10 protein-coding genes are annotated in these 13,052 nt (G+C 69.5%); 9 read left to right on the top strand and 1 reads right to left on the bottom strand.

Annotated features, from left to right (window positions below):
* Positions 1–80: 80 nt before the first annotated feature.
* The 6 genes from ASF16_RS05390 (at position 81) to ASF16_RS05365 (ending at position 7,300) form a co-directional block, all read left to right on the top strand.
* A complete protein-coding gene (locus ASF16_RS05390; RefSeq protein ID WP_056163892.1) occupies positions 81–1,250 on the top strand; it encodes a M20 family metallopeptidase in 1,170 nt (389 codons plus the stop codon).
* A 102-nt stretch (positions 1,251–1,352) separates the two neighbouring features.
* Entirely contained in the window at positions 1,353–2,363 is a 1,011-nt protein-coding gene (locus ASF16_RS05385; RefSeq protein ID WP_056163889.1) for a tripartite tricarboxylate transporter substrate binding protein, read from the top strand.
* A gap of 139 nt (positions 2,364–2,502) precedes the next feature.
* Positions 2,503–3,555 carry a dihydroorotase gene (gene pyrC / locus ASF16_RS05380; RefSeq protein WP_056164132.1) on the top strand — a complete coding sequence of 351 codons (1,053 nt, stop codon included), beginning with the start codon at positions 2,503–2,505 and terminating at the stop codon, positions 3,553–3,555.
* A complete protein-coding gene (locus ASF16_RS05375; RefSeq protein ID WP_235507266.1) occupies positions 3,540–4,349 on the top strand; it encodes a DUF3025 domain-containing protein in 810 nt (269 codons plus the stop codon). The genes pyrC and ASF16_RS05375 overlap by 16 nt, the downstream gene beginning before the upstream one ends.
* 200 nt (positions 4,350–4,549) lie before the next feature.
* Positions 4,550–5,425, top strand: a complete 876-nt coding sequence (htpX, locus tag ASF16_RS05370) for a protease HtpX (protein WP_056163883.1) — start codon at positions 4,550–4,552, stop codon at positions 5,423–5,425.
* Between the two features lie 303 nt (positions 5,426–5,728).
* Positions 5,729–7,300: a methyl-accepting chemotaxis protein gene (locus ASF16_RS05365; RefSeq protein WP_056163879.1), complete on the top strand. Its 1,572-nt coding sequence runs from the start codon at positions 5,729–5,731 to the stop codon at positions 7,298–7,300.
* Positions 7,301–7,314: 14 nt separating this feature from the next.
* On the opposite strand, the gene ASF16_RS05360 is transcribed toward ASF16_RS05365, so the two are convergent.
* Positions 7,315–8,421, bottom strand: coding sequence for a GlxA family transcriptional regulator (locus ASF16_RS05360; protein ID WP_056163876.1), 1,107 nt, complete (start codon positions 8,419–8,421; stop codon positions 7,315–7,317).
* Between the two features lie 126 nt (positions 8,422–8,547).
* Between ASF16_RS05360 and ASF16_RS05355 the strand changes: the two genes are divergently transcribed.
* From ASF16_RS05355 to ASF16_RS05345, 3 genes are all read left to right on the top strand, one after another.
* Entirely contained in the window at positions 8,548–9,891 is a 1,344-nt protein-coding gene (locus ASF16_RS05355) for an amidohydrolase (protein WP_056163874.1), read from the top strand.
* A gap of 177 nt (positions 9,892–10,068) precedes the next feature.
* Positions 10,069–11,748 carry an MBL fold metallo-hydrolase gene (locus ASF16_RS05350; protein ID WP_056163870.1) on the top strand — a complete coding sequence of 560 codons (1,680 nt, stop codon included), beginning with the start codon at positions 10,069–10,071 and terminating at the stop codon, positions 11,746–11,748.
* Positions 11,749–11,921: 173 nt separating this feature from the next.
* Positions 11,922–12,743: an rRNA pseudouridine synthase gene (locus ASF16_RS05345; RefSeq protein ID WP_056163867.1), complete on the top strand. Its 822-nt coding sequence runs from the start codon at positions 11,922–11,924 to the stop codon at positions 12,741–12,743.
* The last annotated feature ends 309 nt before the right edge of the window (positions 12,744–13,052 follow it).

The following is a 13,052-nucleotide window of genomic DNA, read 5'->3' as shown; positions in this document are numbered from 1 at the left end:
GTATTGCAAACACGGACGACGCGTGCAACACTTCAACCCAGATTCGCGCCCCGACTCCGGGGCAAAACCTGAGGATTGAGATGCAGGATACCCTTGAAAACCAAGGCTTGGCGGTGCGCCAGCGCATTCTGGACTGGCTGGCTGGCCAGTCCCAAGCCATGCAAGACCTGTTGCAGAAAGTCGTGAACATCGACAGCGGCAGCCGCGACGAGCCAGGTGTGACAGCGGTGGCCATCGCCCTGCGCGAGCGGCTGGAAGCCGCCGGCGTGGCCGTGCGGTTCGAGCCCGTGCCGGGCTATGGCGTGCTGCTGCATGCCCACGTTCCTGGCGCCGCCGACGGCCCGCCCATCGTGCTCATGGGCCACATGGACACCGTGTTTCCTGTCGGCACCGTGGCGCGGCGCCCGTTTCGTGTGGAGGATGGCCGTGCCTACGGCCCCGGCGTGGCCGACATGAAATCGGGCCTGGTGATGAACGTGTTCGTGGCCGAGGCGTTTGCGCGCTGCGGCGGGCTCAAAGGGCCGCTGCAGCTGTTCTTTTCGTGCGACGAGGAGATCGGCTCGCCCGTCACGCGCGAGCGCATCATGGCCCAGGCGCGCGGCGTCAAGGCGGTGCTCAATGCCGAGCCCGGCCGCGTCAGCGGCAACCTGGTGACGAGCCGCAAGGGCTCGATGGTGGTGGAGTTCGAGGTGGAGGGCGTCGCCGCCCACGCCGGCATCAACCACGCGGCGGGCGCGAGCGCCATCGAGGCGCTGGCCCGCAAGACGCTGGCGCTGCATGCACTGACCGACCCCGCCACGGGCACCACCGTCAACGTGGGCGTGGTGCACGGCGGCATCGTGCCCAACATGGTGGCGCCGCACGCCAAGGCCGAGGTGGACCTGCGCTTCACCTCCGACACCGACCCGGAGGTTTTGCTCGGAAAGGTGCGCGCCATCGTCGAGGAAGAGTCCGTGCCGCGCACCCAGGGCCGCATCACCGAATCGCGCCGCACGCTGCCCATGAAGCCCACGCCCGACGCGCTGCTGGCGCTGTACCAGCGCGGCGCGCTGTCGTTGGGCTTCGAGGTGCAGGGCGAGTTCACCGGGGGCGCGGCGGACAGCGGCCTGACCGCATCGGTGGGCGCGCCCACGCTGTGCGGCACCGGCCCCGTGGGCGGCCACCCGCACACCGAGCGCGAGTACTGCGAGCTGTCCACCTTCGTGCCGCGCGCGCAGGCCGTGGCGCTGGCGGTGCTCGACCACCCCTGAACCATTCCGCGCCCATCCGCTTATCCGTACAAGTCAGCACAGGTCCGCCGATGCCGCTGCGCCGACGCTCCATCCCCATTCCAGTTTCCTGAAAGTAGACCCATGTCCTTTGCCTCGCAAACTCCCCGCCGTCGCGTTCTTTCCGCCAGCCTGGCGCTGGGCCTGGCGGCCATGACCGGCCTGGCACCACTGGCCGTGCAGGCCGACGAGAAATACCCTTCGCGCCCGATCACGCTCGTGGTGCCGTTCCCGCCCGGCGGGTCGGTGGACATCATGGCGCGCCAGTATTCCGAGCCCCTGTCCAAGGTGCTGGGCGTGCCCATCGTGGTGGAGAACCGCGCCGGCGCGGGCGGCTCTGTGGGTGCGCTGTACGTGGCGCGTGCCAAGCCCGATGGCTACACGCTGGTCGTGTCGTCGCAAAGCAGCCACCTGGCCAACCCGCTGACCCAGCCCAAGGTGGGCTACGACCCGGTCAAGGACTTCGAGAACATCGCCATCCTGGGCCGCCAGCCCAACGCACTGGTGGTGCACAGCAGCCTGCCGTTCAAGACGTTCGCCGAGTTCGTGGCCTACGCCAAGAAGAATCCCGGCAAGCTCAACTACGGCAGCGGCGGCGTGGGCAGCATGGGCCAGCTCAACGTCGAGATGTTCAAGGCCGCGACCGGCGCCTTCACCACGCACATCCCGTACCGCGGCGGCACGCCGCTGATCACGGCGGTGCTGGCCAACGAGGTGCAGTTCATCCTGGACAACCTGGTCATCATGCTGCCCCACGTCCAGGCGGGCAAGGTGCGCGCCCTCGCCGTGGCGTCCGACCAGCGCCTGCCGCAGCTGCCCGACGTGCCCACGCTGGCCGAGGTGGGCTACCCCGAGCTCAACCTCACGTCCTGGACCGGCCTGGCCGCGCCCGGCGGCACGCCCGACGCCGTGGTGCAGACGCTGTTCAAGGCGGTGCGCCAGGTCGCCACGTCGCCCGCCATGGTGGCCAACCTCAAGGACCGCGGCGTGATCGCGCCGGAAGAGATGACGCCCGCCCAGTTCGAGAAGATGATGTCCGAGCGCCTGGTGAAGTTCGGCGAAGTGGTGCGCAAGGTGGGCATCACGGCAGAGTGACCTGCTGGCGTCAGGACTGGTGGTGCATGATAGGAGATTTGAAGGGTTTTGACCGCCTGCCGCACCGTAGGCAAGCGCAACCAGCTATCAAATACATAGCGTGCAATGGGGTGGGGCGCGCAATGGGAGAATGCAGGCCATGACCGCCGCACCTTCCCACCCCCTTCAAACCCTCACCATCACCCGCCCCGACGACTGGCACCTGCATGTGCGCGACGGCGAGCCGCTGCAGACCGTCGTGCCGCACACGGCGGCGCAGTTCGGCCGCGCGATCATCATGCCCAACCTGCGCCCGCCCGTGACCACGGCGCAGCAGGCGCTCGAGTACAAGCAGCGCATCCTGGCCGCCGTGCCGGCCGGCGTGCAGTTCGAGCCGCTGATGACGCTGTACCTCACCGACAACCTGCCCGCCGACGAGATCGCGCGTGCCAAGGACGCGGGCGTGGTGGCCTGCAAGCTCTACCCCGCGGGCGCCACCACCAACAGCGACGCGGGCGTGACCGACATCCGCAAGACCTACAAGACGCTGGAGGCCATGCAAAAGGCCGGCATGCTGCTGCTGGTGCATGGCGAAGTCACCAGCAGCGACATCGACCTGTTCGACCGCGAGGCCGTCTTCATCGACCAGCAGCTCATCCCGCTGCGCCGCGACTTCCCCGAGCTCAAGATCGTCTTCGAGCACATCACCACCAAGGACGCGGCCGACTACGTGCAGGCATCCGACCGCTTCACGGCCGCCACCATCACCGCGCACCACCTGCTGTACAACCGCAACGCGATCTTCGTCGGCGGCGTGCGCCCGCACTACTACTGCCTGCCCGTGCTCAAGCGCGAGACGCACCGCGTGGCGCTGGTGGAGGCCGCCACCAGCGGCTCCGCCAAGTTCTTCCTGGGCACCGACAGCGCGCCGCACCCCGCACACCTCAAGGAGCACGCCAGCGGCTGCGCCGGCTGCTACACCGCGCACGCCGCGATGGAGATGTACGCCGAGGCGTTCGACAACGCGGGGGCACTGGACAAGCTCGAAGGCTTTGCCAGCTTCCACGGCCCCGACTTCTACAGCCTGCCGCGCAACACCGGCACCATCACCCTGCGCCGCGAGTCCTGGACGCCGCCCGAGAGCTTCGTCTTCGGCGAGGCCAACCTCAAGCCCCTGCGCTCCGGTGAAGCGCTGCCGTGGCGACTGGTGTAAGCCCGCCCACCTCCACGTTGCCCTGCGCGATCGACTGGAGCGCTCCCTGGCTGGCGCCGTGGCGCGGCCGGGGCCTGCCGGTGGCGCAGCAGGTGCAGGGCGGCAGCCCGGTCGGCCAGGCGCTGCAGGCTGCGGTGCCTGGGGCTGCGCCGGTGGTGTTCGCCGCCCAGTCCGAGTTGCCCGAGGGCACGGCCTACGAGCAGTACATCTGGCACACCCGCCGCGTACCCACCCGCGACAACCTGCACGACTTCTTCAACGGCCTGGTGTGGCTGCATTTTCCGCAGGCCAAGCGCCGCCTGAACGAACTGCAGGCCCAGGCCATCGCGGCCGATGGCGTGCAGGCCGTGCGCGGGCCGCTGCGCGATTCGCTCACGGTGTTCGATGAAAACGGCGCGCTGCTGCAGGCGCCCGATGCGCTGTGGGATGCCCTTCGCGCGCGGGACTGGCAGCGCCTGTTCATCGACCTGCGCCCGCTGTGGCCCCGGGCCCGGCTGGTGCTGTTCGGCCATGCCTTGCTGGAGAAGCTGGTAGCACCCCGAAAACCCATGGTGGCGCACGTCTATCCAGCGCCAGTAGCTATCAATTCGGGAGTGATCGGTGCTGGGGACGGTCTGGGCGAGCTCGACGCCTGGCTGGCGCAGGCCGTGCAGCCGCACACCTGGGCTGCCAAGCCGTTCGTGCCGCTGCCGGTGCTGGGCGTGCCGGGCTGGTGGCCGGCCAACGAGGCACCCGGCTTTTATGCCGACGCCCAGGTCTTTCGGCCAGCGCCGCGCCCCGGGCCCCGGCCGTAATTCCCGTCAACGCTTGTGTGATCAACGCCGCGCCGCGGGTTTGCACCTACCATAGCGCGATGAAATCGCGGCCATGGGCGGGCCGGCGCGGGGTGCAGGCGGCTTTCCACGCTGGGCGTGCCGCTTGAAGCACCGCCCCCGGCCCCCATCTGGACCAGCGAACACTGTTGTTGTAGTAGACCCCACGGAGAACCCATTCCATGAAGCGGATCCTGTTATTTGTGATGACCAACCTGGCCGTCGTTGTCGTGCTGGGGGTGGTGGCCAGCCTGCTGGGCGTGAACCGCTACCTCACGGCCAACGGGCTGAACCTGGGCGCGCTGCTGGGCTTTGCGCTCATCATGGGTTTTGGCGGCGCGATCATCTCGCTGCTCATCAGCAAGCCCATGGCCAAGTGGACCTCGGGCGTGCGCGTGATCGACGGCACCGGCTCGCCCGATGAGCGCTGGATCGTCGAGACCGTGCGCAAGTTCGCCGACCAGGCCAAGATCGGCATGCCCGAAGTCGGCATCTTCGAAGGCGACCCGAACGCGTTTGCCACGGGCGCCTTTAAGAACTCGGCGCTGGTGGCGGTGTCCACCGGCCTGCTGCAGGGCATGACGCGCGACGAGGTCGAGGCCGTGATCGGCCATGAGGTGGCCCACATCGCCAACGGCGACATGGTCACCATGACGCTGATCCAGGGCGTGATGAACACCTTCGTGGTGTTCCTGTCGCGGGTCATCGGCTACGCGGTCGACAGCTTTTTGCGCAAGAACGACGAAAACAGCTCGGGCCCCGGCATCGGCTACTACGTGACCACCATCGTGCTCGACATCGTGCTGGGCTTCGTCGCCGCGATGATCGTGGCCTGGTTCAGCCGCCAGCGCGAGTTCCGCGCTGACGCGGGTGCCGCCCAGCTCATGGGCCGCCGCCAGCCGATGATCAACGCCCTGGCCCGCCTGGGCGGCATGCACCCCGGCGAGCTGCCCAAGAGCGTCGCCGCCTTCGGCATTGCCGGCGGCATCGGCAAGCTGTTTTCCACCCACCCGCCCATCGAAGAGCGCATCGCCGCGCTGCAGAACGCGCAGCAGTAAGGCGGATTGAACGGGGTTTTCAACGCCCCCGTGCCCCCCACCATCGACCGCCACAGGGTTTCGCCCTGCGGCGGTTTTTTCATGGGCGTTTCGGCGGGGCCGGACGCTGGCGGGAGGAGGGCGGGCCGCGGCGAGTGCGGTGGCAGACGTGCCGCGCGGCCCCTGCCTCTGTGCAGGGCCGCTGGCCGGTGGCCTCCAGCCTCAAGTGTCTGTAACTTTCTGTCGATAAACTCGCCACGGGGCCAGTCAGCGTGGCTTGTCGTGCATGCCGTGCCCTGAAATCTTCTTACGGAATCCTGTTGTATGTCCATCTCCCACGCACGTGTTGCGGTGCGCCTGGCCCTGGCCTTTGGCGTTGTGTGCCTAGTCATGTCGTTGTCTGCCGCCGTCGGCATCTGGCGGTTGGCGGGGCTGCAGGACATTGCGGATGACCTGGGGGGCGCATCGTCGGAGCGCGCCTTGCTGGCGCGCGAGCTGCACGCCATCGTGGTGCTGAGCTCGGTGCGCGCCGAGACCCTGCTGGAGATCGACAACGCCGCCTACGCGTCCCGCATCGATGCGGACCGCAAGGTCACCTCGGCCCGCTCGGCCGAAGTGCGCAAGCGGCTGGACGAGTTGGCTGCAGACCCCGAATCCCAGGCCCTGTTCGACGCCATCGACAAGGCCGGCAACGGCTTTCGCACGGTGCGCGACGACCTGGTCAAGCGCCGCAAGGACGGCGAGGCCCTGCCACCCGACGCCATCGCCACGCGCCTGCGTCCTGCGGCCGATGCGTATGCGGCCTCGGTGAACAAGCTGGCCGAGTACCAGCGCCAGCGCGTGGTGGAAGCCCGCGAAGCCGCTGGCCGCAGCGAAAGCCAGGGCATCGTGCTGCTGGCGGCAGGCTCCGCCGTGGGCCTGCTGCTGAGCCTGGCCTGCGCCTGGCTGCTCTCGCGCTCCATCCTGCAGCCGCTGGCGCAAGCGTCCGAAGTGACTGATCGCATCGCCGAAGGCGACCTGACCACGGCCGTGCCCACGCCCAGCGCCGGCAACCGCGACGAACTGCAAGCCCTGCTGGCACGCCTGGGCGGCATGCAGGCGCGGCTGGCCGGGCTGGTGGTGGGCATGCGCCAGGCCAGCACCTCGGTGGCGGGCGCCAGCAGCGAGATCGCCGCGGGCAACAGCGACCTGTCGGCCCGCACCGAGCACACGGCCTCCAACCTGGAAGAAATCGCCGCCAGCATGGAAGAGCTGCTGGCCACCGTGCGCCACAGCGCCGACGCCGCCGCGCAGGCCAGCAGCCTGGCCACCGGCGCCAGCGACGTGGCCCGCCGCGGCCGCGAGGCGGTGGACCGCGTGGTCGGCACCATGGACGGCATCGCCCTGTCGTCGCGCCGCATTGCCGACATCACCAGCGTGATCGACGGCATCGCGTTCCAGACCAACATCCTGGCGCTCAATGCCGCCGTGGAGGCCGCCCGCGCGGGCGAGCAGGGCCGGGGCTTTGCCGTGGTGGCGGGCGAGGTGCGCAACCTGGCCCAGCGCTCGGCCACGGCGGCCAAGGAGATCGGCGGCCTGATCAGCGACAGCGTGCGCCAGGTGGACGAAGGCTCCAAGCTGGTGAATGCAGCCGGCAGCACCATGGGTGAGATCGTGGACTCGGTGCGCCAGGTGGCCACCATCATCGGCGAGATCAGCACCGCCGCGCGCGAGCAGACCACGGGCCTGAGCCAGGTGGGCGAGGCGGTGTCGCAGCTCGACCAGATGACGCAGCAGAACGCCGCGCTGGTCGAGGAATCCTCCGCCGCTGCGCAAGGCCTGCGCGTGCAGGCGCAGCAGCTGGCCGAGCTGGTGGAGGCGTTCCGCCTGCCGGCTGGCAACGCGCTGCTGCGTTAGGCCCTTCCACTCACTCAGCGCCCCGCCACCTCGACCCGCCAGCGCCGGCGCGGCGCGCGCAGCGCATGCCGCTTGCGGTACTCGGCCGGCGCCATGCCGGTGTAGCGCGCAAAGATGCGCCGAAAGGCCGCGGGGTCCGCATAGCCGCAGGCCACGGCGATGCTGGGCACGCTCTCCAGCGTCACCTCCAGCATCACCCGGGCGCGCGCGCAGCGCAGGCCGTGCATGTAGTCCAGCGGCGACTGCGACAGCTCCTGCTGGAAGTGCCGCAGCAGCGTGCGCGTGCTCACCGACGCAGCCTCGGCCAGCCGGGCCAGGGCGTAGGGCTGGTCCAGGTGCGCCTCCATGAAGGCGATGGCGCGCGCCAGGGTGCTGTCGCGCGTGGCCGGGATGTGCTGCTGCGCGTTGGCCTGCAACGCGGCGCGGGCGCGCTGGTGGTCGGGCGCCATCACGGACTCGCAGGCGGAGGCCAGTTCCGGGCCCATCGCGTGGCGTACCAGGGCGATGGCCAGCAGATTCACGCTGTGCGGCAGCGCGCCGCTGAGCCAGGGCCCGTCGTCCGAGACATCCTGGCCCAGGCTAAGGCCGATGCCCGGAAAGTCCCGCTCGAACCCCGCGATGTAGAACCACGGCAGGCTCGCCTGGCACCCGTTGAGCCGCCCGCTGTGCGCGGCCAGCCAGGCGCCGTTGCCGACGGTGACCAGCTTGCAACCCGCATCGACCGCAATGCCCAGCTGCCGCGACAGCGCGCCGTAGCGGCCCGCCACTGCGCGGATGGCCGGAATGTCCGGTGCGTGGAACGACGGGATGAACAGCGCCTGGGCGGGCGCACGGTTGGCCTCCGGGTCGTCGGCCTGGGCAGGGGCGGCGCCGTAGGCCGCCAGCGGCCCCGGCAACTGCGGCAGGGGCAGGCCCTCGGCGTCCCGCAGCCGCCAGGCCAGGCGCGGTGCCTGCGCGCCCAGGCGCAAGCCCGCCAGCAGATTCGCGCTGCGCAGCAGGTCGATGAGCTGCAGCGCATTGCCCGCCGCGGACTCGGGCAGCAAAGGGATGTCGATGCGATACACCGCGGGCTCGGTGCGACTCGTCGTGCCGGCGGGCGAGGGAAAACGTGGGGGCTGCATGGCGGTATTGGCTCTTTGGATGGCCATTTTCGCTTGTCATGCAGCGGGGTGCGGCTTTTAGCATGGACGTGCTTTTTGCTATCCACCGGCCTTGCAAGCTGCCACCCACCTTTACGGACCTGCTCCATGCACAAACCCCTTTCTGCCATCGCCATTGCCGCAGGCCTCGCTGCCAGCGGGCTGGCCGTCGTATCTTCGGCCCACGCTCAGGCGCTCGATGCCGCCGGCCTGCAGGTCATCGACACCGCCGTGAACAAGGTAGCGCCCAAGATGGTCAATTGGCGCCGCGACATCCATGCCCACCCGGAACTGTCGGGCCAGGAGGTGCGCACCGCCAAGCTCGTGGCGGAGCACCTCAAGAAGCTGGGCATGGAGGTGCAGACCAACGTGGGCGGCACCGGCGTGGTGGGCACCCTGCGCGGCGGCCTGCCGGGCAAGGTGGTGGCGCTGCGCGCCGACATGGACGCATTGCCCGTGCCCGAAAACACCGGCCTGCCGTTCGCCTCGAAAGTGAAGGCCAACTACCTGGGCAAGGAAGTGCCGGTGATGCACGCCTGTGGCCACGATGCCCACGTGGCCATGCTCATGGGCGCGGCCGAGGCGCTGGCCGGCATGAAGGCCCAGCTGCCCGGCACCATCAAGTTCATCTTCCAGCCCGCCGAAGAGGGCGCGCCGGTGGAGGCCGATGCCAGCGGCAAGGTGCCCAGCTTCGGCGCCAAGGCCATGGTGGAAGAGGGCGCGATGAAGGACGTGCAGGCCATCTACGGTTTGCACATCACGGCCAACCTGCCGTCCGGCGTGGTGGGCTACCGCAGCGGCCCGCTGATGGCCGGCTCGGACAACATCAGCATCCAGGTGGAAGGCCGCGGCGGCCACGGCTCGTCGCCCTGGAACGCGGTCGACCCGGTGGTGGCCGCCAGCCAGGTCGTGCTGGGCCTGCAGACGGTGGTGAGCCGCCAGCTCAACATCAGCCAGGAGCCCGCGGTGGTCACCATCGGCTCCATCCACGGCGGCACGCGCTACAACATCATTCCGGACAACGTGGAGCTGCTGGGCACGCTGCGCACCTTCGACGAAGGTATGCGCCAGGAGGCCCTGAAGCGCATCACCACCACGGCGGAGCAGATCGCGGCATCGAGCGGCGCCAAGGCCAAGGTGCGCTTCGGCCCCGTGGCATACCCGGTGACCAGCAACCCAGCGGAGCTGACGGCTGCATCGCTGCCAGCGCTCAAGCTGGCGTCGGGGGGCAAGGCGATGATCATCCCCAAGGTGAGTGGATCGGAAGATTTTTCGGAGTTCCAGAAGGTGGCGCCCGGCTTCTTCTATTTTCTGGGCGCGCCGCCCAAGGGCGCGGACTTCAACAAGGCGCCGTCGAACCACTCGCCGTTGTTCGATATCGATGAAGACCAGTTGCCGGTGGGGGCGCGTACGCTGGCGGCGCTGGCGGTGGATTTCTTGCAGCGCAAGTAGGGCGGGGTGGGGGCGGGGCTGATTGTGGTGCCGGGTGGGCGGCTGGGGCGCTGCACAGGTGGCTGGTAGCCAACCCGAACGGGTACGGCTAAGCCAGCCCCGAGGCCTCGACAGACTCACCCCGACCGGCAAGGGAACAACGAGCGAAGCTTCCCGCCCCACGCCGATAATCCCCCGATGCCCCGCACCACCCAACAACTGCACCCCCACCGCGAGCCCGTAGCCACCCGCCCCGCCGCCACCGTGCTGCTGCTGCGTGATGCGCCAGGCGATGCAGGCGGACTCGAAGTCCTCATGACCCGCCGATCCGCCACCGCCAGCTTCGCCCCTGGCGCATACGTCTTCCCCGGCGGCGGCATCGACGCGCTGGACGCCGCCCCCACCACCCACGCCGCCGCAGACCGCCGCCCCACACAAAGCGACCTGCACCTCACCCAGGCCATCGCCGCCATCCGCGAGAGCTTCGAAGAACTGGGCATCCTGCTGGCGCGCCACGCCGCCGACGGCCGCTGGGCCGATGCCGCCGACATCGCTGCCATCGACCGCCACCAGCCCTTCGCCCAGCAATGCAGCGCGCGCGGCCTGCGGCTCGCGGCCGACAGCGTGTTCGTGCTGGCGCACTGGACGACCGACCGCGACCTGCCGCGCCGCTTCGACGTGCCGTTTCTCGTGGCACGCATGCCTGAAGAAGGCCAGGAGCCGGTGGCCGACGAGGCCGAGCAGTTCGAGCCCGTGTGGGTGCGCCCGGCCGATGCGCTCGCGCGGCACGAGGCGGGGCAGTTCTTCATGATCTTTCCGACCGTGCGCACGCTGCAGCGGCTGGCGCAGTTCGGCACCACGCAGGCCGTGTTCGACGCGCTAGCCGACGAGCAGCCGCTGTGGACCAGTTGCCCGCGCGCCGGCACCCTGGCCGGCAAGGAAGCGCGCTACATGGAAAGCGACACGCCCTACGGCGAGCTGGCGCTGGTGTGCCCCGACGGGCAGATCGTCCACGCGCTCGACTGGCAGACCGCGCAGCCCGTGCCGCTGCTGCGCAACGTGCAACGCCTGACCGCGCCCAACCCCGGCGTGATGACCGGGCCCGGCACCAACAGCTACCTGGTGGGCGACCCGGCCACCGGGTTCATCGCCATCGACCCCGGCCCGGCAGACCCGGAGCACCTGGACACGCTCTGGCGCGCAGCGGGTGGCGACATCCGCATGATCGTGTGCACGCATTCGCACGCGGACCACTCGCCGGGCGCCGCGCCGCTGCAGGCACTGTGTGTGCAGGCGGGCAAGGCGCCGCCGCCCATCCTGGGCCTGCCGTCCGCGCCCACGGCGCGCGCAGCCAGCGCCTTCACGCCCGACCGGGTGCTACAAAACAATGAGCTGCTGACGCTTGCAGGACAAGCGGCAGAGGGCAATATCACCCACACCCTGCAGGTGATCCACACGCCCGGCCACGCGGCCAACCACCTGTGCCTGCTGCTGGTGGAAGACGCCCTGCTGTTCAGCGGCGACCACATCCTGAACGGCAGCACCACGGTAGTCGACCCGCCGGACGGCAACATGGCCGACTACCTCGACTCACTGGACCGGCTGGACGCGGTCTGCACGCAGCACGGCGTGGAGTTCATCCTGCCCGCGCACGGCTACGTGCTGGGCCAGGCCCGCAGCGCCATCGCCAAGCTCAAGGCCCACCGCCTCGCACGCGAAGCCAAGGTGCTGGCTGCCATGCAGGCGCTGCCAGAGGGCACCATGGAGGACTGGGTGCGCCACGCCTACGATGACGTGCCGCCGCGCATGTGGCCGGTGGCGCAGCGGTCGCTCTTGGCGCATGTGGAACGCATCCGGTCCCTGCAACTTGAAGGTTGAGAAGCCCCCCTGAGCGGCTGCGCCGCTTCCCCCCCAGGGGGACGCCACCCGTGGCCTGGCAGAGCCAGTTCCACGGTGGCACTGGCGACAGGCCGCGCTCGTGGGGAGTGCACCGCCGACAATCACCCACCTACACCCTCGACCCGCGCACGGCGAATGTTCACCTTTGATGTATGACCGACAAGAACCCTGACCCTTCCCACATCCGCCTGGCCAAGCGCGTGGCCGACCAACTCAACTGCTCGCGCAGCACGGCGGAGCAGTTCATCGAGGGCGGCTTCGTGAGCGTGGACGGCCAGGTGGTGGAGGAGCCCGGCACCCGCGTGCGGCCCGACCAGGCCGTGACGGTGGACCCCGATGCCAGCCTGCTGGAACTCACGCCGGTCACGCTGCTGCTGCACAAGCCCGCCGGATTTGAAGCGGGCCTGGGCCAGAGCGCGCCCGGCGGAGCCTCCGCCCACAACACCCCATCAGGCAGTCATGGCAGCCACGGCAGCCGCAGCCAGGGCGCCACGCCCGCCACCACGCTGCTGAGCGCCGCGTCGCACCTGGCGGAAGACGCCTCGGGCATTCGCGTGCTGCAGCGGCACTTCCGGCAGCTCGAGTGCTTCACGCCTTTGCCGACCGAAGCCAGCGGGCTCGTGGTCTACACGCAGGACAAGCGCATCGGGCGCAAGCTGGCCGAAGACATCGAGTCGCTGGAGCAGGAGTGCATCGTCGAGGTGAAAGGCGAGATCGCCCCGAACGGCCTGCAGCGCCTGTGCCACGGCCTCACCTTCAATGGCCGCCCGCTGCCGCCCATCAAGGTGAGCTGGCAGAACGAGACGAAGCTGCGATTTGCGCTCAAGGGCATCCGGCCCGGGCAGATTCCGGCGATGTGCGAGGCCGTGGGGCTGTCGGTGGTGGCGATCAAGCGCATCCGCATCGGCCGCGTGCCGCTGGCCAAGGTGCCCGAAGGGCAGTGGCGGTACCTGCAACCCTGGGAGAAGTTCTAGCCCCCCTGAGCCGCTGCGCGGCTTCCCCCCGGAGGGGGGACGCACCCGGTGGCCTGGCGGAGCCAGGTCCACGGGAAGGACTGATGCCCCCCTGAGCCGCTGCGCCGCTTCCCCCCAAGGGGGACGCACCCCGTGGCCTGGCGAAGCCAGATCCACGGGTGCGCTGGCGGAGGCGTGCCTTTTGCGAACGGCGTGTGGCGGGCGACCAATGCTATTAAAAATATAGCTGCTCGCGCTTTCCTATCAAGCGGCAGGGGCTGCTTTTGCTTGAATTTCGCACCCATGCCTCGCTGCTACACTGCCTGCCAC

The sequence above is a fragment of the Acidovorax sp. Leaf78 genome (assembly GCF_001422735.1).
Lineage (GTDB): Bacteria > Pseudomonadota > Gammaproteobacteria > Burkholderiales > Burkholderiaceae_C > Acidovorax.
Note: the sequence above shows the minus strand (reverse complement) of the source record. Positions and strands in the feature narration are given on the sequence as shown.